The sequence below is a fragment of the Paraflavisolibacter caeni genome (assembly GCF_025628885.1).
Lineage (GTDB): Bacteria > Bacteroidota > Bacteroidia > Chitinophagales > Chitinophagaceae > Flavisolibacter > Flavisolibacter caeni.
In genome coordinates this window covers 1-26,036 of sequence record NZ_JAOTIF010000006.1, presented here as the reverse complement: position 1 = coordinate 26,036, position 26,036 = coordinate 1, and the positions used below count along the sequence as shown (strand labels likewise).

The following is a 26,036-nucleotide window of genomic DNA, read 5'->3' as shown; positions in this document are numbered from 1 at the left end:
GGTTGCATATACTATATTTGCAACCAATTGGTTTCTCAAAATAATTCCAAAATGAGAAGAGATGTTTTTCAAGCCATAGCTGACCCTACCAGACGGGCCATAATTGGGTTGATAGCGTTGCAGGCAATGACACCAAACGCTATTGCAGAGCACTTTGATATTACACGACAGGCAGTGTCGAAACATTTACGCATTTTAACAGAATGTGAACTTGTGAAACAAGAACAACAGGGAAGAGAAATTTATTATCAACTGCAAGTGAACAAAATGAAGGCAATTGACAAATGGCTTGATCAGTTCAGGAAAATTTGGGAAAACCGGTTTGACCAGCTAGATCATTTATTATCAACAACCAAAAACCATAAAAAATGAACCAGATTTTGCTTTTTGATTTTTCAGTAGACAAGAAGAATAAGACCATCCATGTAAAAAGAGAGTTTGCAGCACAACTTGGGCTTGTTTGGGATGCCTGGACAAAACCTGAATTACTTGACCTTTGGTGGGCACCAAAACCTTACCAAACCAAGACTAAATCACTGAATTTTAAAGAAGGTGGTTATTGGTTATATGCAATGGTTGGCCCAGAAGGTGATGTTCATTGGTGCAGGGCCGACTACAAAGAGATACGCCCCCTGGAAAGTTTTTCTGCATTGGACGCATTCTGTGATGAAAAAGGGAATATCAATCAAGACTTCCCTCGCTCATTCTGGACAAACAGTTTTAATGAAAGTGAGGACAGCACAACGGTGGATATTACCATAAAATATGATGAACTTGCCGATCTTGAAAAAATAATTGAAATGGGCTTTAAAGAAGGTTTCACAATGGCTCTTGAAAACCTTGACCAGTATATTGAAGCTCAATTTAAACTAAGAAGCGAACTTAAACCCAATCACTCACCCAGGGTTAGTACCTACCTGAACTTTCCAGGTAATACGGAACAAGCATTTTTATTCTATAGATCTGTTTTCCAAACTGAATTTTGTGGTAAAGGCATTCAACGATTTGGTGAATTACCAGCAGATCCAAGTCAGCCACCTATAGCAGAAAATGTAAAGAACATGGTGCTACACATTGAATTGCCCATAATAGGCAATCATATTCTTATGGGAACTGATGCCCCAAAAGAAATGGGCTTTACATCAATATACGGCAACAATATGCATATAAACATTGAGCCTGAGTCCAGAGAAGAAGCAAAGCGCATTTTTGAAGAACTATCTGAAGGAGGTAACATTTCCATGCCACTACAAGATATGTTTTGGGGCGCGTATTTTGGCAGCTTTACTGATAAATTCGGCATCAACTGGATGATCAACTATCAGAATAGCTAATAGGGAGTTTAAATGAAAAAAAAGATCAGGCTAGAAAGCCTGATCTTAATTTCCCGGCATTTATTCCCACTATCTTTTTTTAAAACTAAAAGCACGGGAAATGTTGAAACCAAAAAAGATATCACCATCACCCCAGGAACCAGACGTCTTCGCTAAATAATAGGGCCCGATCATTCCTTCTGAATTTGTAAAGACCAACTGGAATACATGCCCACCTGTTTCGATATCAAAACCAAATGATACGGAATGGTGAACTATTGTACTACTGATCTGGCCTGTGGGCAGATAATTGTATTCAGCATTGAAACTGGTGCGTTTTGTAATCTTCATCCTGCCGCCAATACCCAATGCAAATAGATCATTCTGATCCTCTGGTGTAGGCACAAGGTTGAAGTGTATCCAGGAAGGACTCAATTGAAATGAAAGCCGCGAACTGAATTTACGGGCCATAAGCAATTGAGTCACGTATGCAATACGGTGTTTTGAAGTCAAGTAAGGTTTATCATCATACTTCAATGTTGTATACGTCATCAATCCATATAGACTAGCTGTTAAAGGCATTCTTCCTTTGGTTTGTTGCAGCATCTTCCACTTGAAAGAACCATCATAGGTCTTATCCAGAGAACTTCTTCCTACACCAATTGAAAATCGATTTGATATGCCATAATCAAGCCCAAATCTGATGGTGGCATTATCCAGGCCCCAGAGAGCATAAGCACCCTCATTGATCCGTCCAAAACGGTGCATGATCAAAAACTGCAAGCCGTTCTTTCCAGGTGATTCCACTGTTGGTGTATTAATTATTTGAGTCGCCTTAAAAGTACCCGCGGAAACATCCTGATGCAATTGCTGTGGCATGGAATCTTCCAACTGTTTCAACAAGGTTGTATCCTGGGAAAATGCAACGCTATTAATTAATAGGATAAGACAGGTAATAATATTTTTCGTCATGTTGATCATTTTATTTTGTTGCATTTGACATTCACACGAACATCCATTTGCTGTGCAATTTTTTCCCGTACAATTGAAGGGATTTCTATATCGAAATCAGCAGGTATGAGCTTAAATTCTGATTTACCTATTAAAGCTTCATCCTGTACTTCAATACTGGCAGGAACTTCAAGATCCTTAGTTACACCATGGAACGTTAACTGTCCCTTTACTACCACAGGATAAATTCCATTCTTACTAACATCCACATCACCACTGTAGGTACCCACAAAGTTTGCCTTTGGATAACGGTCACTTTCAGCATAATTTTCATTAAAATGTGTCTGCATCAATTGTTTTTGAAATGTAAATCCCTTAACCAGTAGCGTAAATGCAATATTCTTTTTGGTTGCATCGATCATCCCATAGGTCTGCTTGTTTTCTGCCCGTATATCTTCTAAAGGTGTTTTGGAGTAGAAGCCTATGAAACCATTCCTGGTGAGGAAAGTCTGAGCTCCCGATTCATTGTATAGGAATAACAATAATAATAGTGCAAGATTTTTCATTTGGTCATTGATTAAAGGTTGCTATTTCTTAGGTAACGTTCATATATAACCAGTAAACCGACTCAATTGTTTTGTGCCCCGTTATTGATCCATGATCGGATCTTATTGATATTGCAGTCGGACAGCTTTGCTCCATTCTTAGGCATTTGCGGATACCCTGCTGCATGTGTAATCACACCAAGCAGAGTTCCATTATTAGCCTTTGTCTTTAATGCATTGTAGTTGTCTAATGTTACGCTTCCTTCAGCAGATCCATTGCCATGACAAACATAACAGTTAGCCTGTAGTATTGGCACCACTCCGGTTGCATATTTAATATTTACGGTATCGCATGTGCTCCCCCCATTTCCACCACCTGAAGGATTTTGATTTTGCGCTTCATCTTGTTCATTGTCTTTTGAACAACTGGTGATCAAAATGGTAGCAAATGTCAATAAGGAGAACAATGTTGATTTTCGATTCATGTCTTGATATTTATAAATAAAAATTCCTGATCAAATAAGATTGCCCTATTGATGTAATGCTAATGCTCAAATTATTGATTAACGAAGAGTGCGGCTAAATCCAATAAAAACACCATTGCTACTCATTGGCAAATCACCAATGCCCACACCTCTGAGCGGAAGTTTCATATATGGTTCTAAACGAAAGCTACCTGCATTGCCTATCTTTTTCTCGAACCCGATACTAAGGTTGAGTATAGATGTCCAATCACGGGATGCATTGTTGTACTTCTTGTAATATTTATATTGTGTTCCGTAATAATCATATGAGTAATCGTACTTTTCTTTTTTCATTAAGTAGGATGAAGCGCCGGCCGTTGCAAATAAGTTGTAATTGCTCTTTTTAACCCAGTTGAATTTCACATTAAACGGAATTTCAAACATATCGCAATAGCCATTAACATCCAGAATCTTTGCATGCTGAGGGAGACCAAGGCCGCTTTTATTAAAATGTTTACCTTCTGAGTAATAATCTTTATGTCCCCATAAAACTCCCGTTTCTAATGAAAAACTTTTACTGAACTGGTAACCAACAAGCAGACCAACACTATAGCCTGGGCTGTTCACCTTTTGTGATTTTACAGTGGTTACATCAGGACCAGCAATAAAAGCAGTATATATTTTTTGCGCAAACCTTTCCTTTTCACTATTTGATAGGTCACCCGTTTCAACAGTGATTTTATCCTTTGACAGCAACCGGATAGAATCTAAAGGTGTAATTTGCTCCAGGTTCTTTGTTATACTTTCGCTGTTTACTAAAACAGGATGCTTATTGGGATCCTGAACATAAGCTTTTGTTTGCTGCTCTTGCGCGTTTTCTTTGGACGGTATTAAAAACGGGCTCTTTGCTTTTTTGGTTCGGATAAAAGCTTGATCGGGTTTCTTATTATGCACCAGGTTCTTTTCTGCATGATTTAATACAATACTTTTTTGGGGAACCTGCCCAGAGGTTAGTTCCTTTTTTGAGCTGCTCATTTCAACCTTCGTATTGGCATCTGTATTCGTGAATGAACTATCAGGTTGGTGAATAGGTTCATTTTTCTGTATAAAAGTGGTGCAAATAACGACCAGAAAGATGGCTGCCATCCAGAAATATCTTTCGAGTTCTCTCACTCTTTCTGGCGCAGCTTTTCTCCTGCCAGGCTCTAGCCCTTCCAATACTTTGTCCCAATCAGAGCCATCGGTATTAAGCGGGTAGTTTTCAGCAGCCTGGCGGAACAAATCATCCATATCGTTATTTACAGATTGCATATCTCAGTTGACTCCTCATCTTTTTTTAAATACTGTTTCAAATGGGCCCTTGCTTTGGAAAGGTTGGATTTACAGGCTCCAACTGAAATCCCCAGCGCATTTGCAATTTCCTGGTGCGAAAAACCATCAATCACATACATATTGAATACCGCCCTGTAAGATGGAGGTAGTTTTTTTACATGTTCAATCAATTCTTTGTACAATACTTTTTGATCTGCAGCCAAATTATTATCAGCAATTTGCCATATATGATCTGGCAGGTCACCAATTTCCGGTAGCATATGTCGTCTCCGTAATTCGTCAATTGCAGTATTGACCATGATCCTTTTGAGCCACCCCATAAGCAGCTTTTCAGTCTGTGCACCATCTCTGCTTTCAAACTTGTGAAAGTTATGAAACAGCTTTACAAAACCATCATTGACAACATCCACAGCCTTATCATAGTGGTAAATATATCGGAATACAATTTTAAGTGCATACCCATAGAATCGCTCATAGAGCATCTTTTGATGCTTATGATCATTCCCGGTACATCCCTTTATTATGGCATGTAAATCTTCCAAATTTTTGATAGTGGGTTATGGTTTCTGTAAAAGAATACGATATTTTTTGATTTGGGTTGCCACAATTTGAAAATCTCTTAATAATTTACAAAAAAGTCAGTTACTATAGTAAACAATTTTTTAACGACTTTAAACAGAACTTTGTAAAAAGTAAGCCAGTGAGAAAGATTTATTTATTATTGATTTTTACAGCGGTTTACCAGCTTTCACTTGCCCAAAAAATTGAAAGCATTGCTTTTAATCTTTATACCGATAGCCTGAAAAAGGGTTTTTACAATTACATTAGTGTTGACGGCAGGTATGATGATGGTCGTTGGCAGCCACTGGATTCCAGTTCCATTATTTTTTCTGCTAATGCAGGCTATTTTAAGGGAAACGACCTGTTTATTGACAGCTCCTATAAGTGTGATAGCATTATTGTAAAGGCAGCACTAAGAAGTAACCCAGCAATTTGGAAAGAAGTTATTATATATATCAGAAAAAGGCCCTTCAATGAGCCCCTGAAAACAAGTCAGGAAGTTCTGGATGAGATTAGAAAGCCAAGAAAGGCAAAGAAAAACATGGTTTAAATGACGAAATATATTTCGTCATTTAAACCATTCGTCATTTAAGAAATATCCTCCACTACCTGGTTCATTTTTTTGGCATCTTCCAGGAACTTGGCCAAACCAATATCAGTTAAAGGATGCTTTAATAATCCTAAAATAGAATCTAGTGGACAGGTACACACATGGGCTCCGGCTTCAGCAGCTCGCACAATGTGATTGGGGTTGCGGATTGAAGCGGCCAGTATCTCCGTTTTAAATCCCTGTATAGAGAAAATCTGGGAAAGCTGTTCAATCAACAGCATACCATCCCAGCCACTGTCGTCAATGCGACCAATGAAAGGAGATACATAGGCTGCCCCGGCTTTAGCAGCTAATATGGCCTGTCCGGCTGAAAATACCAGCGTACAATTGGTACGGATACCATTGTCGGTAAACCATTTAATTGCTTTCACCCCATCCTTGATCATGGGTACTTTCACGACAATGTTTGGGTGAATATCTGCCAGCTTTTTGCCTTCCTCAACAATTTCATCAAAGTCGGTTGATAAAACTTCGGCGCTGATGTCACCATCGACCATTTCACAGATTGTCTTGTAATGCTCAATTATGGCATCTTCCCCAGTGATGCCTTCCTTAGCCATAAGCGAAGGATTTGTAGTTACACCATCCAGAATTCCTAAGTCATTGGCTTCTTTAATTTGAGCAAGATTGGCTGTATCAATGAAGAATTTCATACTTAAGTCCTCGAAGGATTTTTTTAGGTTAAGAATGCTTTTGAGCAAGAGCTCAAAACGAAATCAGTTAAAAAATGAGATATGAAAGTTAAAAAGAAAATGCAATAAGAAACCCGGAAATAAATTGAAGAGAGAAGATTATTAACCTGAAAATAGGGGAAATAAAAAAAGGCAGGCTACTTACATCGCACCGCTACAACCGCTTACCCTTGCTACCTTCCGATCCTGGGGGATTTAGCAGGAGCTGGCCGTGTAAGACCTGCCGGGGTGCAAAATTAGGGGAAACAAGTTTAAAGTCTGCGCTTAAAAAGTAAATTATTTAAAAAAAAGGATAACCCACAGTTCACGCCCCCATCCATTCTTTAAAAATCGAAGCTTTTTCCCTGCTCACAATAATATCTTCTTCAAGAGGAAGCCTGATCTCCAACTTTAATTTTCCATTGAACCAGTTATGTACAGAAGTAATCATATCATGCGCCAGTATAAATTGCCGGTTAGCACGAAAAAATTGATTCGGTGATATCACTTGCTCCACCTCATCCAAAGTATAATCAATCACAAACTTTTGGTTTGACCTTGTTACCAAAAAGCTTAGGGCATGGCGTGAAAAGAAATAAGCAACCTCGGTCGTATTAATGGATACCAGCTTTTGACCTTGTTTTACTAAAAATCTTTCCCGGTAGTTAGAACCAACAGAACCCTTCAATTGTTTCACCAACGCTTCCAAAGAAACAATAGGTTGTTTCCTTTCAATATAAAGATCCCGCCATTTAAGCAAAGCTTTCTTTAGTTCCTGGCTGTTGATAGGCTTTAGAAGGTAATCTATACTATTCACCTTGAAGGCACGGAGAGCGTATTCGTCGTAAGCAGTTGTAAAAATGACAGGGCATTTAACGATCACCTGGCTAAAAATATCAAAACACTGGCCATCCGCCAGCTCAATGTCCATAAAGATTAGATCCGGCTCCTCGTTCTGCTGCAACCATTGTACGGTTGTATCAATGCTGTTGGTTTGTCCATCGATTTCAAGTTCCGGTTCCAGTTCCTGTAATAAGCTTTTTAATTGTTTAGCCAATAAAATTTCATCTTCAACGATCAACACTTTCATACAATTGGTTTTTAATTAGGGGAATGACTACCTGGAATGCATCCTCGGTTTGCAGTATTACCACATTCTTTACATGAAGCAGCTTGTATTTGCTTACAATATTCTGCAAGCCTAGTTTATCAGAACTTACCATTGAACTTTTCTTTTGAAGATTATTTACAACAACCAGGTTTTCTGCCTGATCATTATAAATATGAATATTCAAAGGCCGGTCAGGGAGAATGCTATTATGTTTAACTGCATTTTCCACCAAAAGCTGTAATGTTAACGGAGGCAGCATGCAGGAAACGTATTTCAGATCAACATTAATTGTCAATTCTATACTGTTTCCAAAACGCGTCTTCAATAAATGAAAGTAGTGATTTAGAAATTCCAGTTCTTTTGACAAAGTGGTCAGGTTTCTATCATTTGTTTGCAATAAGTAGCGATATACAAAAGACAGTTCATTTACAAATGTCACAGCCTTTTGCTGATCCTCTATAATTAGAGAAGCAAGTGAACTCAGGCTATTGAATAAAAAATGTGGATTGATTTGAGCTTTCAGGGATTCTAGTTGTGTTTGAAGATTTTCCCGTTTCAGAGCTTCAGTTTCAGACACCAATTGCTTCCATTTCTGAAAATAGTAAATGCCTTCATAAATAGCTGCAACAATTACCACGTAAAGAAGCCCGACAAAAATGTTGTATAAGTAACCTTCAGGCGGAAATAAATAGCCCCAGAACAAGGTTTGGTCGTACACCCAGATATTCAGATAACGCACAATAATTGTAACAAGAATACATCCGGCCAATAGACCAGATATCCGTTTTCCCGACTGCCTTAATTCTGGGAATTTATTGCGAAACCAAATGATGACCAGGCGGTTGGCCTCCCATAGCAGCAGGGCTTCGGCAACTGCTATCAGGTAAACTTCCCAAAATGAAAAGCGCTCTTCATGCCCATGCTGTTCATTGAAAAAGATGACATGAGACATGAATGCAATAAATGGTATTCCTAAAAATCGAAACCATAAGTCGTTTATCTTGATTTTTGCAGTGTGCATTTGTCCGTGGGGTTGCGTATTTATAAAACAGGGCTGATTGAAATTAACCAACCCTGCGCTTATTTATACGTTTTTTTACATGAACTGTATATCCTTTCCTATGGAGCGTACAAACTGACACCCGAACCGTGTTACTTCCATTTGGCTACATATCTGCAAATCTCATTTTTAAAGTCCGTAATCTTAAACAAGTAAGGTCCAAAAATCTTTCTACCAGCTGTCACATTGATGTATACATAAGTATTATTGCCAGGAACATACAATGCTATGGTCGAATTCCCAATACCGTCACCTTCATGGCCCATTTGCGGTAAGCCCCCGTCAGCATATTGGTAATACTCTAACCCAAAGCCATATTCAGGGCCTTCCGAACTACGGCCTCGAAACCAGGTTTTCATTTCCTGTAAAGAAGCATTATTTACTACTTTCCCATTCATCAGGGCCTCATAAAAGGTTATGACATCAGAAGGCGCTGCAGCAATCCCACCCCAGCCTTCACATGCATTACCCAAAGCATTATTCCAGGGAGTAATATTTTCCAGTTGTTCACTGGCATCGCGGTCAAAATAATAATCAGGAAAGTCAAGATTATTGATTTGCTTTTCTGATAAATGAAAAAAGGTTTGTTGTAAACGCAATGGCTGGGTGATCTCTGTCTTTAATAATTGCTCATATGAATTGCCGGAAACCTGTTGCAGTATCAACGTCAATAACAAATAATTGGTATTGCTGTATTTATAATCTACCCCTGGCTCAGAAAGCAGTTCCTTGCCTTTTAGCATTGCAATGATCTGCTGCATAGTAGGCTGATTCAATGGATCACTGAACTGCCACGTAAGAAACTCGGGCAACTCTGCAAAATCAACCAGGCCTGATGCATGATTCAACAGGTTACGAACAGTAATTTTATCACTTCCTGTAATATCGGAGCTTATTGCTTCAGGCAAATAAGTTTTAATAGATGCGTCCAAATTAATCTTTCCCTTCTCTTTCAGCTTCATCACCAAAGATGCTGTGTAAGTCTTTGTAATGCTAAAAATCCAGCTTACCCTACAAGGCTGCATAGTATCTTTTGATTCTGTACGTGCATAACCTCCGCTTGTTAAATACCAACCATTTCCGTTTTTAACGGCCACCTGCACTCCGGGCAATCCTCTGGCAATATACCTGGAGATGATAGCCTGCAGGCTATCTTTCATTGGATGAAGAGAATTTACGGCTACCATACCATTACATTGCTTGGTAGGCTGAGTAAATGATTCCTGGCGGCAGCCTATAGATGAAACCACCGCAAATACGCCAAGAGTGAATACAAACTTTTTCATGGTTGTGGGTTAATAGTTTTTTGAATTTGATTTAAATGCAAGTAACAGCAGGAATATGGCAGAGGAAATGAGATGTTCAGTGAAACGGAGAAATGAAGGGATGAAACGGAGAATTGGAGGAATAAAAATGCCTGTTCGGTGAGGAACAGGCATTACCCTTGATGCACTTATAAATAACTGTCATTTAGTTTTTCTGGATCGAATATGGATAATTAGTTTGGAGTAACCCAAATCGCTATAATTATTGACGGTGGAGTATAGAACTCACAAAATTGAAACCTATCAACTCATCAACTCTTGCTCCAAAGTGACGGTAATAAACCAGTATTATATAACTGTTTTCTGTTTCATAGTAATTGCCTTCTGTTTCGCTAAAATCAGGATACCCTTTTTTATCAGCAGGAAACACTGCATAATTATAGTTGTAATATCCCTGTTTCAAAAGCAATGACTTCTCATACGCCCCCCTCTCCTTGTTAAACTCCATTTTTCCACTATTGTCCCATGCATAATTGGTCATTTCGCCAAATAAATACAAATCCTTTCCCTCATATGGCTTATTGCCTGGAGGAAAAAAAGAGAATTTCACTTCAGCGTAATCACTTTGCCAGAAGGGGTTGATGTTTTCTAGGGCCTCCAATGTAAAAGAGCCATTCAAATCATTGTAATATATATACACCTGGTCTTTTCGTGAAGGATCAGGCTTTACTGTAATGAAAGTAGAATCATTTTTTGTTTTGATATCATGCACCTTGTCTCCCCTTAACCGGAAACTGCGCAGATCAACCCACCGAAACTCTTTGCTGGCAGGCATTGATGTAACCTCTTCGTCACTATACTCAAAATAATTGCCTCTGTAAATAGTAGGGCGGTCAAAAAAACGTGAGGTCAGCCAATTTTTATTTTGCAATACAACAACTTTAAGGTCAGTAGGATTAAAAGACTGAATGCGTTCATCTAATTTGATTCCGATTTGAAGTTTTTGATCAGTTTTGAACAACTTTTGATTAAAAGGCCTTTGCACCTCTGCCGTGATAGAGGTTTTTCTGTCTACAATCACAAATCGCCGGGTAAAAGCCAACTTGCTTGTATCGCCATTCAAAAATACTTTCAGCAAATAATTGCCAGAACGTGTGGGATAAGAGCTTCGATCGGGCAAAGTTGCCTGGTAATGCGTATATCTTGTGGTGGATAGGGATGAATTACGATAGTTGCTGATGCGGACATTTTGAAATCCTTTTGTATATTCAAAAGTAGTTAGCATACTTGGCGTCCAATCGGCATTACACAATTGGAAAGAATAATAATAATTTTTTACGCCCGCATCCAGATCATCAAAATGAAGTTCCAGCACATCAGAAGAATTCAGCATCAAAATAGGAAAAGTAGTTTGGTCACCCGGCTTATATAGTTTTACAGAATGTATATTCTTCCCCAAAGGACCGGTTACCTGGGCAAGCAAATTGTTGCAAAAAGTTGCGATCAGGAGATATAGGGCGATCTTTTTCATATTCTATATGAAAATAAGATATGTTAAGGGTATAACGAAAGGAGCTGTCGTGAAATCTTAACGAAAAACGAAGAAACCCTACCTTTATCTCGTGAACATTTCATCTTTCATAGCCAGGCGTATTGCCTTCAACCAACAGAAATCATTTTCACGGTTCATTATTCGCCTTTCGATAACAGCCACTGTTATTAGCGTAGCGGTAATGATCATTACCCTTTCATTTGTCAACGGTTTCCAGGAAACTGTAAGCCAGAAGGTCTTCAGTTTCTGGGGACATCTGCGCATACAGTACCGCCAGCCCATGAAAGCAAATATTGCCGAAGAACTAGCCATTGAAAAAAACGATACACTAATAGCAAAAATTCGCACCAACCCTCAAATTCAAACTATTCATCCTTTTGCCACTAAATATGCAATTTTAAAAACTGCAGATGAAATGGAAGGAGTATTAATGAAAGGGTTGGATAGTAGCTATAATTTCAAACATATTGCAGGCTTCCTGCAAAGTGGAAGGTGGATCCAATTTAATGATAGTACTTACAGCCGGGAGATCGTCATATCTTCCTACACTGCGAACCAGTTAAAATTAAAGGTGAACGATCGGGTCCTTATTTATTTTGTGAGACCAGATGGCTCTCTGCGTCCTGACAGGTTAACAATTACAGGGATTTATAAAACCAGTATAGAAGAATATGACAAGACCTTTGCCATTGGAGACATTAAACTGATCCAGCGCCTCAACGGATGGAATCCTTCAGAAATAGGCGGCTATGAAATCTTCCTCAAGGATTACAATCAAATGAGCAAGATAAGTGATGAAATTTACAATCAGGACGACTTCCCGCTTCTGTGGGAGACAAGAACAGTTAAAGAAATTTACCCAAATATTTTCGACTGGCTGCAAATACAGAACACCAACCAGGGAATATTGATCACAATTATGATCATCATTGCTGTTATTAACCTGATCACCTGCCTGATTATCCTGGTTTTAGAACGTTTGCGTATGATTGGAATACTAAAGGCACTTGGCGCTAGTAATTGGACGGTGCAAAGAATATTCCTGCAGCACTCTACCCTTATTACATTTTCTGGGGTACTGTTAGGAACAGCCTTTGCGCTGGGCCTGCTTTGGCTGCAAATGAAAACCGGTTTTGTACGATTGAAAGAAGAGGCTTATTATATGCAGACTGCAACTGTAAAAATTGAATGGTGGCAAGTAATAGCAGTCGGTGCCGGCACACTGCTGGTCTCTTACCTGGTATTACTGATACCATCTTTTATTGTAAGAAAAATACAACCAGTAAAAGCAATAAGATTTCAATAAAAAGGCAGATTTTACCAAGTTGATATGGGGAATATCCTGCCAGCTATCTATCTTGCCATCTTTACAATTTTGACAGATGCCAAGCAATCTAACTTTTGTAACTTAACTTCAATTTGTTTTGAATTAAACGTTCTCTCATGAACATGTACTTTATTGCCATTGTCCTTCCTCAAGAATTAAATGAAAAGGTACTCCACTGGAAAAAATACATGCATGAAAAATATCATTGTAAGGTAGGATTGAAATCGCCTGCTCACATCACCATTATTCCCCCCTTTTGGCTGGAAGAAAATATGGAAGAAGAACTTTTGAATGATGTTGAAGTACTGGCAAAAGAGATGGCCCCATTTCAAATTGGTACGAATAACTTTTCTGCATTTAAGCCAAGAACCATATATATTGCAGTTACTCAGAATCCCGAATTAAAAAAGCTGAAACATAAGGCTGACCAGTATTTTTCCGACAAAGAACAATATGGTTTAAAGATAGAAACCCGGCAGTTTAATCCCCATATTACTATTGCTACCAGGGACCTGTTTAAGAAAGACTTCTATGAGTCATGGCCCTTTTTTGAAACTAAAGAATTTAAAGAAGAATGGAATGCAAGGAGCCTTTCGGTCTTGCGACACAATAAAAGGAATTGGGATGTGATCTATGCAGCGCCATTTGGCAATAGCATTGAACCAAAGACGCTCTAGGCAATTTCGTATCTACCTCAGCACCCGAAACCCAATTAGCCAACATCCGAACTATTGTGGCATTGGAAAACTGAATGCACCAGGCATGAAATTAAAGTCTTCGGTTTCAAACATTTCAATATTCATTTGGAAACCATCGTCAGTCTTAATGAAAACCCTGTCCTTTATAACTTTTTTGTAACCGTCTTTTTGAAAAACAAATTTGTATACGCCAGGCTTCAGATCTTCAAATGAATAATCACCATTTTCATTAGTAGTGATCACCTGTTCTTTCTTAGAGGCCATATAAGCTGTTATGCATACGTCCTTCAATGGCTTTTTAGTTTCATTATGGAACACACAACCCATCATGTCGCTTTTCCGGGTGTTATCTTCACCATTTCCATTATTAGCATTGGCAAACAAAGAAGCACCTATTGCAAAACCGCTCAATAATAATTTCATTTTCATGTGCATAACCTTTGTGTGGTGATAGTTATTCGCGTTTCCGCTTCACTGTTTGATAAAATTAAAACTTTTTGAAATTTTTTGAAGTTCTTGCTTGAATTCTTCCATAATAACCTTTACGATTTGCTGAGCTGGCAAAACTTGATCCAGAAGAGCGCTCACTTGTCCAATCTCCAATTCACCATTTTCGAGATCGCCTTCGAACATACCTTTTTTGGCACGGCCCCTGCCTAGAATGCCCCTCAACTCGTCAGCAGAGACACCAAGTTGCTCTGCCGCTCTCACCTCTTCGTAAAATTTATTTTTCAACAGGCGCACAGGGGTCAAACTCTTCATGGACAAAACAGTATCGCCCTCAGTTGCAGCAATGACAGCTTTCTTAAAATTCTTGTGCGAGGAGGCTTCCTCACTAGCTACAAAGCGACTACCCATTTGAACCCCACTTGCCCCTAATACCATTGCGGCCAGCATTTGCCTCCCGGTAGCGATACCGCCAGCTGCTATTACAGGTATTGAAACGGCATCAACCACTGCTGGCACAAGTACCATAGTGGTTGTTTCTTCTCGCCCATTGTGTCCGCCTGCTTCAAAACCTTCCGCTACAACAGCATCGCAACCAGCATCCTGGGCCTTAAGAGCAAACTTGCTGCTGCTTACCACGTGCACCACTGTTATCCCATGCTGTTGTAAATGCTGTGTCCACGTTCTTGGATTCCCTGCAGAAGTAAAAACAATTTTAACACCTTCCTCAATGATGATATTGATATGCTGCTCCAAATCAGGATACAGCAACGGTATATTGACACCAAATGGCCTGTTGGTAGCGGCCTTGCACTTTAAAATGTGTTCTCGCAAAACTTGAGGATACATACTCCCTCCACCGATAAGTCCTAATCCGCCTGCATTGCTAACCGCACTTGCCAACCGCCACCCGCTAGCCCAAACCATACCAGCCTGTATGATAGGATAAGTAATGCCAAAAAGGGAGCAAATCGCCCCTCCCAACACGTCCCCATGCACACCCCCGGCCCCTAAAGGGGTGCTCTGGTCAAACATTCCTTTATTACCCTGATCCATTTTATATATAACTTTTTAAATATAAAGCCAAGGCTACGCAGCGCTGCCCTCTCCGCCTCAGGCGGACTGGGGTGAGGTGTGGGTATTTGGACATTACCCCAGATCAATATTAGTATTATCTCCAATATTCAACGTCCGGGTCTCACCTCGTATACTGGTATCACTACCAATAAGAGAGTAATCCAGAACGATATCAAACAGATTAGAAAATGAACCGATGATAGAATGTTTGATGATCGAAAAATCGATGGTTGTATTGTCGCCGACAGTAACATTCGGCCCAATAATGGAGTTTTTTATTTCGCAGTTTTTGCCAATACTTACAGGATGAATGATTACTGTATTTTCAAAAGAATAATGGTTTTCAATATTATCACCGAATTTTCTCAATAGGGTGGCATTTGAATCCAGCAAGGTTTCTTTCTTCCCACAGTCAAACCAGGAGTCTACCTTAAAGACTTTCACCTGATTCCCATTTTGGATCATGCAATCCAGGGCATCTGTAATACTGTATTCGCCATGCGAACGTAAGCCCTGGCTGATATTTTTGTCCAGGCATTCAAATAGTTGGGGAGTCTCCTTTATTTTATAAATGCCCACTAAAGCCATGTTAGATTTAGGTATCTGCGGCTTTTCCACCAAATGAGTCACAAAACCATCACTATCTATTTCGGCAACCCCAAAATCACGTGGGTCATCCACCTTTTTTACGCCTAACATTGATTCGGGACTATCCAGGACTTTTTTGACATCATACTCGCAGATGGTATCACCAAGTACAACCATCACTTCATCGTCATCAACAATTTCTTTTGTAAGTTTTAAAGCATGACCAATTCCCTGGCGGTCATTTTGAAAAACAAAATGCACCAGCAGGTCAGGGTAATTTGCTTTTACATAATCTCGGATCTTATCTCCCAGGTATCCCACTATAAAAATAAACTCACTGATCCCTGCATCTCTTAACTGGTCTACAATAATGCTTAGAATGGTCTTTCCGGCCATTGGTATCAAAGCCTTTGGCTGGGTGTATGTATGAGGCCTTAATTTAGTGCCGGCTCCGGCAACAGGAATAATTGCTTTCATGAGTTCTTTTATTGTCCGGCAAAAGCAGTTGATAGCTTTTGCGCAACTTCTGTCAATTTAATGATTATTAACCGGTTTTTTGGTGGCGAGCTGGCAGTTGTAAGTCGTAGTAAAAAAATATTTTCGAAATTCAAGCCATTGATAACCGTTGTTTTTAGCTGGTTTTCAGTTTTTTACCCGCACGTCTGACACAACATACGCTACTTTTTACCAGTTGTGTACTATTCACACGCGAACGAAAATATAAATTTTCCCTCAAACCCAAACCTGCTCCGCTGATACTATCGGGTGTAGGCTTATTTTTGCGCTTTAATTGAAAATAGTTCGCTTGTTCACAGGCACACGGGCCCACGAGTTTTTTAGCTCCGACGTGTACACTTGCGAACCCGCAAACGCTAAAACTTTACAATGCAAAGAGATTCACTGGTTTTCGACCTCATCCAAAAAGAACTTCAACGTCAACGTCAGGGCATCGAGCTTATTGCATCTGAAAACTTTACTTCGCTGCAGGTAATGCAGGCCATGGGCAATGTTATGACCAATAAATATGCGGAAGGCTACCCCGGCCGCCGGTATTATGGTGGTTGCGAGATCGTTGACCAAACTGAACAGTTAGCTATCGACCGCATTAAAGAAGTATTTAACTGCCAATATGCCAACGTGCAACCCCACAGCGGCGCCCAGGCAAATGCCTCCGTGCTGTTAGCTACTCTTCAGCCTGGAGATAAAATCTTGGGACTTGACCTTAGCATGGGCGGTCACCTGACCCACGGCTCTCCGGTAAATTTCAGCGGAAAACTTTATGAACCTCATTTTTATGGAGTGAAAAAAGAAACCGGGCTGGTTGATTATGAACAAATGGAAGAAGTTGCCCGCCGGGAAAGACCGAAAATGATTATTTGCGGCGCCTCCGCTTACAGCCGCGACTGGGATTACAAACGCATCCGCCAAATTGCAGATGAAGTAGGCGCCCTGGTAATGGCCGATATTGCACACCCGGCCGGTCTGATTGCCAAAGGGTTGCTCGCCTCTCCTTTTGACCATTGTCATTTTGTTACATCTACTACGCATAAAACACTCCGTGGCCCCCGCGGCGGTATTATATTAATGGGTAAGGACTTTGAAAATCCTTTTGGCCTGAAAGACCCTAAGGGCAACATCCGCATGATGAGCAACCTGCTGGATATGGCCGTATTCCCCGGCATCCAGGGAGGCCCTCTTGAGCATGTGATTGCAGCTAAAGCAGTTGCTTTCGGTGAGTTGCTGTCAGAAGATTATACGCAATATGCCAAACAGGTAAAAAGCAATGCCCAGGCAATGGCAAAAGCTCTTGTGGCAAAAGATTACCATATCATTAGTAATGGTACCGACAACCACCTGATGCTGATCGATCTGAGAAATAAGAACATTACAGGTAAAAAAGCGCAGGAAACACTGGACAGGGCACATATTACCCTGAACAAAAATGCCGTGCCTTTTGATGATAAAAGCCCATTTGTAACTTCAGGTATCCGTGTAGGTGTGCCTGCGATCACTACCAGGGGCATGAATGAAGAACACATGCAAACTGTGGTTAATTTCATCGACAAGGTGCTGATGAACATTGATGACGCAGCCGTTGTAAGCAGCGTGGCAAAAGATGTGCATAGCTTCATGGAGCAGTTCCCGCTCTACCCCGAATTGGGATAACTTAGCTTGTGGTTTGTGGGTATTAACTTATCCACAAACTACAAACTTTCTTAAATAAGCTTTAACTAAAGAAAATATGATCCAACGAATCCAAAGTCTTTGGCTGCTTTGTGCAGCAGCTTTTGATGCTGTGACTTTTCGCTTTCCTTTTTATAGAGGCGACTGGACAAAGGACGCTGTTCAGGGCGACATTGATCTGAATGCTCAAACCTCAATTTGGTTTACAATCCTTACAATTATTGCAGGAGCCCTTGCTTTCGTTACAATTTTCCTCTTCGACAACCGTAAACTGCAATTACGCCTTAGTTATTTAGGCATTTTCATGACTATCATATTACTGGCGCTTTATTTTATGGAGCTACAGAATTTTACTACAGGAACAATAGCCGTCTGGTGCATCTTTTATTTTGCTATCCTCGGATGCTTTATCCTGGCAGCAAGAGGCATCTGGAAAGACCAGAAACTAATCAAAAGCATGGATAGGTTCAGATAGTGCTCATCCCTTATAAATCAAAAAGCCATTAAGGAGTTCCTTAATGGCTTTTTGATTTATCATAAGCTCCTTCACAGGAATGAAGCAACCATGAGCAACTCTTATTGCACCAGGAATTTCTGTTGCATACGCACTGCCCCACTGAGATTAAGAATATAAATACCGGCCTTTGCACTATTCAATGTAGTAGTTTGACTCAAGGAGCCGCCTCCATGGCTGATATTTTCAACCCCCAGCATCTGGCCGGCAGCACTAAGCAACTGTAATTGATACTTCCCTGCTGGCAGGTTACTGATCTGCAGCGCCACCTGGCCACTTTTCGCATACACACTCATACTGCTATTCTTAGCACCCAAAGTAATATTCACCAGGTTGCTATAAATCGTCTTTCCTGTAGTTTCCACAGCCTTGATACGATAAATGATTTTTCCTTCCTTCGCAGCTGCATCCAACCAGGAATAAGCGGCGCTGCTATAATTATTTTTTGAAGGATAAAGTTTCTTGGTGGTAATAAATGCCTTTCCATCCAAAGAACGCTCCACTTCATAATAATCCACATCAGACTCTGTAAGATTGGTAAATTCAACCTGAACTCCGGATGTTTTCTCTGAAGCCTTTACATTGGAAAAATGAACAGGCAATACACTAAAATTCGCAGTGGAACCGAAGGTAAACGGACTAAAGTTAGATACACCGCTCCAGGTAACAGAGCCAGTGGTAGTGGTACTTGCTGTTGCTGTGCCCCCATGAGCATTCCATGTTGTTCCATTAAAATGGGCCACTTTAACTGATGAAGGATCGCTAAAAAAGCTAGAGCCAGTGCAGTTTTTATTCACATCCCAATATAATGTAACATTTACGCTTGAACTACCGGTTATTCTATTCAAATTCCAATATTCACAGCTACTTACACTATTCAAACCAGTAGAAGTAATTGAACCTAAAGCAGCAGCACTTGACGGAATATACTCAGCCTGAAACGCATCACTAATAGATGCAGTAGCAGTTACTCCAATAGGAATATATTTCCCGTTCTTTCCTACAGGAAATTTAAATTCACTAGTAGAGAAACCCACCTTTTGAATTGGGCCGTTAACAAAAGATGCATCTGAAGCTCCTGTTACAGTTGCGTTATTGTTAAGAGTCAACAAACTTGTTGAAGAAGTCGTTATTTGCCCGTTGGTCAAGTTCAAAATGCCATTTACATTCAGATTTTTATTAAGTAAAACACCTGCCGAATTGTTGACAGTGAAATTATTAAACGTTGTTGCGGTTGATCCGGCAATTTCTTGTGTAGAACTACCATTACAAGTTACCTTACTGCTGCCCGCTGTAAAAGTTCCATTGTTTGTCCAATTACCACTAACTCCATAATTAAAAGAACGGGCATCAAAAGTGGCATAAGATCCAATAGAAACATTACCTTTAAAATCCATATTATTAGCAGAAGTAGCAATAGTAGAAGCTGCAGAAGATGTTCCTGCCATAGTGAAATTGCCATTAATTGTTGTTACACCAGTTATTGTTTTGGCTCCACTGCCTGAAAGGATCAAATTATTGTATGTGGTAGGATATATTTTTTGATCAGCTCCATTGTATTCAATAGTAGATCCAGAGTTACAAGTAAAAGTAGTAATCCCATTACCCCCATCCCTAAAATCTTTCAGCGTACCATTTATTTTCAATATACCTGAGACATAAAGTTCATAATCAGAATTATTTGCACCAGTTCCTTGCACGATACTCCCAGTGGAAACTGAAATATTTGCCCCAATGGATAGACGTGCTATAGATTTTTTATTGTTAATCGCATTGACGGCAATAGATGTTAGGCTTAATATTACTGAATTATTATCACTACTTATAGTTGCAGTAGTGTTATCAAGATCACCAGTTTGCAATGATGAAGCTGTAGCATTTGTATTTAAAACAAGTGTATTTCCGCCTGCAATAATAATATTACCAGCATTATTTCCATTGCCACTTACAGTAAGCACTCCAGAACCATTAATTGTGGAAGTACCTGCATCTGCAGTAGTGATTGAGGAAAACGTCTTAGATGCATCCATTTCAAGAGTACCGCCGGCTTTGAGGATAATATCGGCACCTGCAGACAATGTGCTGGCTTTAACAGTTTGACCACTTGTGATTGTTGTACTTTGCCCAAGTACAGCGCCTGCGAAGAGTAGGTTCACTACAATAAAGGCAAAAGAATAGTAGCTTCTTTTGTGTAAAAGAATTTGCATAAGGTTGGGAGTTTAAAGGTTAATTACTGTAGGCTAACACAGGAAGTATGAATCACTGGCAATTCAGAGGAAATGGAATACAGATAACAGTCAAATCAGAGGAAATGGCATTACAATAGTTAGAAATTCAGAGGAAGTGGATACGTGATAGTTAGTTATTCAGAGGAAATGGAAGGGTGATAGTTTTTTATTCTTGCACCAAAATAATGCATGAGTTTGAAAAATACAAATTATCACAAAACTTTTTTAGGTAATTATACTTAAAAAATATAGTAAACACCCATGGCTAATTGATTTTCAACAAAGGGAAACTACACTCTATTTAAAACAGATTGCAATGCATACTCGGTATCTTGAATGTTGATACAAAGTGATGAGTGATGCAAAAAAAGCTTCAATTACATCACTCATCACTAATTCCTGGTCATTCACTTTTCATCACCGCACAACAAATCTCTTCTGCATTTCTACCGGACCACTTACATAATAAAGATAAACGCCTGCCATTACACTTTTTAATGATGTTATCTGGCTAAGCGAACCTCCGGTATGATTAATACTTTCAACGCTAATCAATTGCCCAACAGAACTGAACACCTTAAACTGATATTTACCGGCAGGCAGGTTATAAATCTGAACATGCGCCTGCCCACCCTTAGCATACACGCTTAAGCCCCTGTTCCTTACTCCTAAAGTAATGTTTACAATGTCGCTATAAATGATCTTCCCTGTTGTCTCTACAGCTTTGATCCGGTAAGCATTTTTCCCTTCAAAGGCCGAGGCATCTAGGTAAGTATATGAAGCAACACCATAATTATTCTTTTCGGGCTTTATTCTTTGAATAACACTGAATGATTGACTATTTATAGATCGCTCAATATCATAATGATCAATATCAGACTCCGTAAGATTTGTAAAACCTACTTGAACACCCGCTTGCTTTTCCGCAACTTTCACATTCGAGAAATGTACAGGCAAAACATTGAAAGTTGTTGTTGATCCTAAAGTAAACGGACTAAATTGAGATACATTGTTCCAGGTAACTGAGCCACTATTGGTTGTAATAGCAGCACCTATGCCACCATGTGAGTTCCAACTGCCCCCAACTCCATCAAAATGCGCAACTACTATAGATGGAGGATCGCTTATTCCAGTACATGCGTTATCCTCATCCCAGTATAAAGTAACGTTGACATTTGAATTTCCCGATATCCTCTCTAAATTCCAATATTCACAACCACTTACTTTTAACAAACCTGGAGAAGTGATAGGACCTAAAGCAGCTCCACTTGAAGGAATATATTCGGCAGTGAAAGCATCTCCAACATTTCCCGGAGCAGAAATTGCAATAGGAACATATTTCCCATTTTTTCCAACTGGAAAAATAAATACATCATTACCAATTTTTCTTACTGGCCCATTTACATAGGAGGCATTGGAAACTCCTGGAGCAGTTGCACCATCATTAAAAATAAGAACATTATTGTTTGTTGTATTGACAATTCCTTGGGTCAGTGTAAGCGCCCCTGTAATGTTCAATGTACCATCCAATGTCACATCGAATCCATTTACATTAAAATCATTGAATATTGTACCATTTGGTATACGAAAATTATTATTCAGACCGAAACTTACAAGTAGATCATCTATACCCAATCCTTGCCGGCCAACACCATTTTGATTACCATTTGGTATACTCCACCTTAGCATTATTTCCGAATTATTAGCTAAAGGTGTGCCCAGTTGAATTACAGCGGTTATTATTTTTCTATTAGTGCTACTATTTCCATCCAGGGTACCAGCAGAATTATTGTTTGCTAAACTTACAAAGTTGAATGTGCCCGGACCTGGATCAGTATAAGTTCCAGTTGTAAGACTTGTGACCGAAGCCCCAGTTAAATATCCAAAATTAAGGGTTGATGCATTTTGACTTGCGTTATACCATTGTTCTCCAGTATACGAAACAAGTATTTTATCAACACTACTGCCTGTTGTATTTTTTAATCGTATCCCAAAAAAGACTCTTTCATTGTTATTCTGCCCGGTAATTTGTCCTAAAGCCCTGTCTGCAGAAGTTGTCCCAAAACTATACAACGTACTAGCCGTTCCACTATTAACAGCGCTGTATGAGGTTTTGTTAGAATACCATCCTGCTAACGTAGAATTATTTGTCCAGGTATTACTTGAAGTACTGTTTGCTAGTCCATTAAAATCCTGAGTATAATAAGGTATCGAACTAGTAATCGATATCTGTCCCTTAGAACTTATAGCAAAGACATAAAATGTCAGCACGAAAAGTAGAGATCTTTTCATCATATGAAAATTTTAGAATTGACTAGAAGAAGTTTAAGTTGGAATGACTCAAGTGGAGATCTTCAAGAGGTACAGAAGTGATTAGTATTCGTAACTTTTCTAGTAATTACCCACCTTACCGATTTGACTTCACTTCTGCTAATATAGGAATTTTACTTATTCAAATTCTGAGTTATTCAAACTTTTCCTATATAAGCTTTTAACGTACCATCATAAACGAAATACTAATTACCAAACAAAATGAGCAGGCCTTATTTTTTTACAATCCTTTCAACCTATAACTTTAACCCCAAATCCCTATCGAATGAAAAATGTAATTTTCCGCATCTTACTGGTACTACTCTCCTTTGCTTCCATTGCACCCCAAACTTTTGCCGCAAGTATGCCGGTTCTTGTAAAGCCCAATACAGAAGACCCCACTGTAAAACAAGCATTGGAGGAGTTCAACAACTTGCCTTCAAAAGAAAAGAAGGAGCGCATCAAAGAAGCGAAAAAAGCAATCAAAAAACTGAAAGCTGAAAAGAAGGCAGGCATTGAGCTTACAACAAGTAAAGCTTTGGAGATTATTTTTGCCATATTGCTTCCGCCATTAGGTATCTATTTACATGAAGGCCGCATCAACAACAGGTTCTGGATAGGCTTATTACTTACATTGCTGTTCTTTATCCCAGGCATGGTCTATGCACTGATTATAGTTCTGACAGAATAATCCCGATATACCAGCTTCAAATGGCAACAACAGGAATGAATTACCATTCAAACAAGAGGCCCTCAACTGAATAAAGTTGAGGGCCTCTTGTTTATAATATTATATATAGCTATGGCTTTGCTGCGCTGCCCTCTCCGCCTAAGGCGGACCGGGGGTGTGGTCCGTGGCATGTCCCGGATCGTATTCAGCCACCACCTCGTACAACGGACTAAACAAATACAATTTTTTTGTAGCTACCTCTTCGCATTTAAAACGCTTGCGCATCTTCGCGCCCTTTCTAAAGATCTTGCCATCATAGGTTATAAACAAAGCGCCTTCCGGAAGATTCTCCACAAAGATGACTTCCTTACCATTCTTTTGGTCATAACTTTTCAAAACACGAAGCAACACATCATCTGCACAACTGCTTGCGGAAGGATTGTGAAGCGATCGAATTAACGCCTGTTTAATATCATCAGGAAATACATCATGCTTGATGAATTGATCAAGCAACTGGCCGAAAATAGATTTCCACTCCCGTCCATGCGACTGCACCCTGTTGCCAAACTTCTCAAATGTCAGCAAGTGTGCCAGTTCATGCAAAAGCGTAATTAAAAAAGAGTACTGATTGAGATTACCATTTACACTGATGCGGTGATTATGCATATGCGTACGGTGCCGGTAGTCGCCCAAAATGCTTTTGCGCTCACGGGCCACGGTCAAATGCACTTTAAATTCATGCAAATAGTGCAATACCGGTTCGTAAGTGTTGGGAGGAAGAAAATCTTGTAATCTTGAAATAGGTGCTTCTTTTTTACCCATGGGCCTTTCCTCTTAGCAATTTAGTTAATATCGAAACTTCCATAAAAGTATACACAAGGTACAAACCCATACAGCCAAATAAGGCGGGCTTATTCAGGTTGCTTTTATAGGTAGCGATATAAACAGTAGCAGCTATAATGCACACAACAAGCTTTAACAGGATACTGCCGAAAACGGCACGGGTAAACGCATGAGGGTTTGGATTCTTCAATCCTTTTTGAGCGACAATAAATGAGATCAGTGTAATCAGGAACAGCATCAGGTTCCCCACAATCAACACATCCTTGTTGGCGTTCCATTTGTTCAACAGCCCGTTCCCAAGCAGGAAGAATGAATTCAAAATGATAAATAATAAAAATACCGGCAGGAATGCCCTTAACTTACTTTGCATTGCTTTTATTACGTTTAGATGTCTCTTTGATCAATTTATAAATTATCATGCATACAACGACCAAAGGTAATATCCAAACTGTTAATGGAATAGGAACTTTCATCCACCGGTCAGCTTTATAGCCAGCGAAAACAGCTATGCCAAGCGACACAAATATTTGAGTGGCCAGCCCGGCATAGCGCATCAATTCAGGTGTGGCTCTATTTTGCTTTTGATTTTGCGGCATCAGGTTCAGTCATTTTTACAATATTGGCAGGCACAGTTCCCATCTGGCACTGCCCGTTAAAGGTGGCAGTCGGTTCTACCTGTAATTTAGCAGCAACAATGTTGCCTAGAACATTACATTGCCCCCTCAATTGCAATAATTCTTTTACCTGAACATTTCCCTGTACCCTGCCAATGATGTCAGCCTGCTGGCTTTCAATATTACCTTCTACATAGCCTGCCTGGCCCAAAATAATTTTTGCAGTACAGGAAACGTTACCAATAACCGAACCATCAATACGTAGATCATTACTGCAATTGATGTCTCCCTTCAATGTTGTTCCTTCACTAATAAGGGTTGCGCTCCCCAATGGTGTTTTTTCAATAGGACTAGGGTTTTTCTCTTTAGTAAACATAAGGATTGGTTTATTTAATTGAATAGTCTTCAAAGGATAAACAAATATTTAATTTAAAATCATATTCCACTCTAAATGGCTCAAAAGTTCGTCATTCAAACTTGTCCGCCTCTGGCGGATGCGAATCATTCGTCATTCATTAGACTCTTCCACCACTGGCACTTTCAGCTGCGTCGTATCACGCTTCAACTCAATCTCACCTGATATGACACTTTTTATACTTTCAATATACTGGGTCTGATACGTCACTTGTTTCTCCAACGAATCAGTTAAATACTTCAACTGGCGGTATTCACGACTGATCTTTGCACTTCCGTAACCGGGAATATAGTATTTAAGTGGAGTTAAAACAATTAATGCAGCGGTTAATCCAACAAATAAGACGATTACAGTACTCATAGCTATGTATACACTCCTACGGGAAAGGCGGAAAGTCACTACCTCCTCATAGGTATCATCATTCATTATAACCAGTCTATACCGGTTGCGCAAGCGTTTAAAAGTTGTCCCAGCATCCAATTTAACCATACCAACTGTTTAGCGCTTAAAGTTAGGCAATGAAAAATTTGAAAATATGCCAACTTGAAAATGATGAGGGACTTTTTTCTTTCCTATCCCAATCTTATAGAGACCTTATAGAGACATTATAGAGATTCTGTGTTAAAAGTCAAGAGATTTTTACTTTAATTTTGTGTTTTAGGCGGCTGTATGCCAGCCTGTTTAGG

28 protein-coding genes and 1 other RNA gene are annotated in these 26,036 nt (G+C 39.6%); 8 read left to right on the top strand and 21 right to left on the bottom strand.

Annotated elements, in window-relative coordinates:
- The first annotated feature begins 51 nt into the window (after positions 1 to 51).
- Positions 52 to 372: an ArsR/SmtB family transcription factor gene (locus OCK74_RS10145; RefSeq protein WP_279296921.1), complete on the top strand. Its 321-nt coding sequence runs from the start codon at positions 52 to 54 to the stop codon at positions 370 to 372.
- Positions 369 to 1,334: an SRPBCC domain-containing protein gene (locus OCK74_RS10140; RefSeq protein ID WP_279296920.1), complete on the top strand. Its 966-nt coding sequence runs from the start codon at positions 369 to 371 to the stop codon at positions 1,332 to 1,334. Before OCK74_RS10145 ends, OCK74_RS10140 begins: the two co-directional genes overlap by 4 nt.
- A gap of 69 nt (positions 1,335 to 1,403) precedes the next feature.
- Here OCK74_RS10140 and OCK74_RS10135 read toward each other — a convergent pair whose 3' ends face one another.
- From OCK74_RS10135 to OCK74_RS10115, 5 genes are all read right to left on the bottom strand, one after another.
- Positions 1,404 to 2,285: a DUF5777 family beta-barrel protein gene (locus OCK74_RS10135; RefSeq protein WP_279296919.1), complete on the bottom strand. Its 882-nt coding sequence runs from the start codon at positions 2,283 to 2,285 to the stop codon at positions 1,404 to 1,406.
- 5 nt (positions 2,286 to 2,290) lie between these two features.
- The gene (locus tag OCK74_RS10130; RefSeq protein ID WP_279296918.1) at positions 2,291 to 2,830 is read right to left on the bottom strand and encodes a YceI family protein; all 540 of its coding nucleotides are present in this window, start codon (positions 2,828 to 2,830) and stop codon (positions 2,291 to 2,293) included.
- A gap of 62 nt (positions 2,831 to 2,892) precedes the next feature.
- Complete coding sequence (locus tag OCK74_RS10125; protein ID WP_279296917.1) at positions 2,893 to 3,294, bottom strand: c-type cytochrome; 402 nt, start codon at positions 3,292 to 3,294, stop codon at positions 2,893 to 2,895.
- A gap of 78 nt (positions 3,295 to 3,372) precedes the next feature.
- Positions 3,373 to 4,584: an outer membrane beta-barrel protein gene (locus tag OCK74_RS10120; protein ID WP_279296916.1), complete on the bottom strand. Its 1,212-nt coding sequence runs from the start codon at positions 4,582 to 4,584 to the stop codon at positions 3,373 to 3,375.
- Positions 4,572 to 5,147 (bottom strand): RNA polymerase sigma factor, encoded by a 576-nt coding sequence (locus tag OCK74_RS10115; RefSeq protein ID WP_279296915.1) that lies wholly within the window; start codon positions 5,145 to 5,147, stop codon positions 4,572 to 4,574. The genes OCK74_RS10120 and OCK74_RS10115 overlap by 13 nt, the downstream gene beginning before the upstream one ends.
- Positions 5,148 to 5,305: 158 nt before the next feature.
- On the opposite strand from OCK74_RS10115, the gene OCK74_RS10110 reads away from it, so the two are divergent.
- Positions 5,306 to 5,716: a hypothetical protein gene (locus tag OCK74_RS10110; RefSeq protein ID WP_279296914.1), complete on the top strand. Its 411-nt coding sequence runs from the start codon at positions 5,306 to 5,308 to the stop codon at positions 5,714 to 5,716.
- Between the two features lie 38 nt (positions 5,717 to 5,754).
- Here OCK74_RS10110 and fsa read toward each other — a convergent pair whose 3' ends face one another.
- From fsa to OCK74_RS10080, 6 genes are all read right to left on the bottom strand, one after another.
- A complete protein-coding gene (gene fsa, locus OCK74_RS10105) occupies positions 5,755 to 6,429 on the bottom strand; it encodes a fructose-6-phosphate aldolase (protein WP_279296913.1) in 675 nt (224 codons plus the stop codon).
- Positions 6,430 to 6,595: 166 nt separating this feature from the next.
- Positions 6,596 to 6,694, bottom strand: an RNA gene (gene ffs, locus OCK74_RS10100) — signal recognition particle sRNA small type.
- A 78-nt stretch (positions 6,695 to 6,772) separates the two neighbouring features.
- A complete protein-coding gene (locus tag OCK74_RS10095) occupies positions 6,773 to 7,537 on the bottom strand; it encodes a LytR/AlgR family response regulator transcription factor (RefSeq protein WP_279296912.1) in 765 nt (254 codons plus the stop codon).
- Positions 7,518 to 8,579, bottom strand: coding sequence for a sensor histidine kinase (locus tag OCK74_RS10090; RefSeq protein ID WP_279296911.1), 1,062 nt, complete (start codon positions 8,577 to 8,579; stop codon positions 7,518 to 7,520). Before OCK74_RS10090 ends, OCK74_RS10095 begins: the two co-directional genes overlap by 20 nt.
- 131 nt (positions 8,580 to 8,710) lie before the next feature.
- Positions 8,711 to 9,904 (bottom strand): serine hydrolase domain-containing protein, encoded by a 1,194-nt coding sequence (locus OCK74_RS10085; protein WP_279296910.1) that lies wholly within the window; start codon positions 9,902 to 9,904, stop codon positions 8,711 to 8,713.
- A 241-nt stretch (positions 9,905 to 10,145) separates the two neighbouring features.
- On the bottom strand, positions 10,146 to 11,414 hold the full coding sequence (locus OCK74_RS10080) for a type IX secretion system plug protein (RefSeq protein WP_279296909.1): 1,269 nt from the start codon (positions 11,412 to 11,414) through the stop codon (positions 10,146 to 10,148).
- Positions 11,415 to 11,505: 91 nt separating this feature from the next.
- Here OCK74_RS10080 and OCK74_RS10075 point away from each other — a divergent pair, with 91 nt between their 5' ends.
- Positions 11,506 to 12,741: an ABC transporter permease gene (locus tag OCK74_RS10075; protein WP_279296908.1), complete on the top strand. Its 1,236-nt coding sequence runs from the start codon at positions 11,506 to 11,508 to the stop codon at positions 12,739 to 12,741.
- 137 nt (positions 12,742 to 12,878) lie between these two features.
- A complete protein-coding gene (locus OCK74_RS10070) occupies positions 12,879 to 13,439 on the top strand; it encodes a 2'-5' RNA ligase family protein (protein WP_279296907.1) in 561 nt (186 codons plus the stop codon).
- 51 nt (positions 13,440 to 13,490) lie between these two features.
- Here the strand turns inward: OCK74_RS10070 and OCK74_RS10065 are convergent, their stop codons facing one another.
- The 3 genes from OCK74_RS10065 to OCK74_RS10055 form a co-directional block, all read right to left on the bottom strand.
- Complete coding sequence (locus tag OCK74_RS10065) at positions 13,491 to 13,889, bottom strand: carboxypeptidase-like regulatory domain-containing protein (protein WP_279296906.1); 399 nt, start codon at positions 13,887 to 13,889, stop codon at positions 13,491 to 13,493.
- Between the two features lie 42 nt (positions 13,890 to 13,931).
- A complete protein-coding gene (locus OCK74_RS10060; RefSeq protein WP_279296905.1) occupies positions 13,932 to 14,963 on the bottom strand; it encodes an NAD(P)H-dependent flavin oxidoreductase in 1,032 nt (343 codons plus the stop codon).
- A gap of 93 nt (positions 14,964 to 15,056) precedes the next feature.
- Positions 15,057 to 16,049 (bottom strand): sugar phosphate nucleotidyltransferase, encoded by a 993-nt coding sequence (locus tag OCK74_RS10055; RefSeq protein ID WP_279296904.1) that lies wholly within the window; start codon positions 16,047 to 16,049, stop codon positions 15,057 to 15,059.
- Between the two features lie 408 nt (positions 16,050 to 16,457).
- Here OCK74_RS10055 and OCK74_RS10050 point away from each other — a divergent pair, with 408 nt between their 5' ends.
- On the top strand, positions 16,458 to 17,738 hold the full coding sequence (locus OCK74_RS10050; protein WP_279296903.1) for a serine hydroxymethyltransferase: 1,281 nt from the start codon (positions 16,458 to 16,460) through the stop codon (positions 17,736 to 17,738).
- A 76-nt stretch (positions 17,739 to 17,814) separates the two neighbouring features.
- The gene (locus tag OCK74_RS10045) at positions 17,815 to 18,231 is read left to right on the top strand and encodes a DUF4293 domain-containing protein (protein ID WP_279296902.1); all 417 of its coding nucleotides are present in this window, start codon (positions 17,815 to 17,817) and stop codon (positions 18,229 to 18,231) included.
- Between the two features lie 101 nt (positions 18,232 to 18,332).
- Here OCK74_RS10045 and OCK74_RS10040 read toward each other — a convergent pair whose 3' ends face one another.
- Positions 18,333 to 20,477, bottom strand: coding sequence for an autotransporter outer membrane beta-barrel domain-containing protein (locus tag OCK74_RS10040; protein ID WP_279296901.1), 2,145 nt, complete (start codon positions 20,475 to 20,477; stop codon positions 18,333 to 18,335).
- A gap of 438 nt (positions 20,478 to 20,915) precedes the next feature.
- A complete protein-coding gene (locus OCK74_RS10035) occupies positions 20,916 to 22,793 on the bottom strand; it encodes a hypothetical protein (protein ID WP_279296900.1) in 1,878 nt (625 codons plus the stop codon).
- Between the two features lie 301 nt (positions 22,794 to 23,094).
- Here OCK74_RS10035 and OCK74_RS10030 point away from each other — a divergent pair, with 301 nt between their 5' ends.
- Positions 23,095 to 23,499 (top strand): YqaE/Pmp3 family membrane protein, encoded by a 405-nt coding sequence (locus OCK74_RS10030; protein WP_279296899.1) that lies wholly within the window; start codon positions 23,095 to 23,097, stop codon positions 23,497 to 23,499.
- Between the two features lie 138 nt (positions 23,500 to 23,637).
- Here OCK74_RS10030 and OCK74_RS10025 read toward each other — a convergent pair whose 3' ends face one another.
- The 5 genes from OCK74_RS10025 to OCK74_RS10005 all read right to left on the bottom strand — a co-directional run bounded on the left by OCK74_RS10025 (position 23,638) and on the right by OCK74_RS10005 (position 25,839).
- On the bottom strand, positions 23,638 to 24,300 hold the full coding sequence (locus tag OCK74_RS10025; RefSeq protein ID WP_279296898.1) for a SprT-like domain-containing protein: 663 nt from the start codon (positions 24,298 to 24,300) through the stop codon (positions 23,638 to 23,640).
- Positions 24,293 to 24,691 carry a hypothetical protein gene (locus OCK74_RS10020; protein WP_279296897.1) on the bottom strand — a complete coding sequence of 133 codons (399 nt, stop codon included), beginning with the start codon at positions 24,689 to 24,691 and terminating at the stop codon, positions 24,293 to 24,295. The genes OCK74_RS10025 and OCK74_RS10020 overlap by 8 nt, the downstream gene beginning before the upstream one ends.
- Positions 24,681 to 24,917, bottom strand: coding sequence for a hypothetical protein (locus OCK74_RS10015; RefSeq protein ID WP_279296896.1), 237 nt, complete (start codon positions 24,915 to 24,917; stop codon positions 24,681 to 24,683). Before OCK74_RS10015 ends, OCK74_RS10020 begins: the two co-directional genes overlap by 11 nt.
- Entirely contained in the window at positions 24,892 to 25,311 is a 420-nt protein-coding gene (locus OCK74_RS10010; protein WP_279296895.1) for a bactofilin family protein, read from the bottom strand. Before OCK74_RS10010 ends, OCK74_RS10015 begins: the two co-directional genes overlap by 26 nt.
- 132 nt (positions 25,312 to 25,443) lie before the next feature.
- A complete protein-coding gene (locus OCK74_RS10005) occupies positions 25,444 to 25,839 on the bottom strand; it encodes a hypothetical protein (protein WP_279296894.1) in 396 nt (131 codons plus the stop codon).
- Between the last annotated feature and the right edge of the window lie 197 nt (positions 25,840 to 26,036).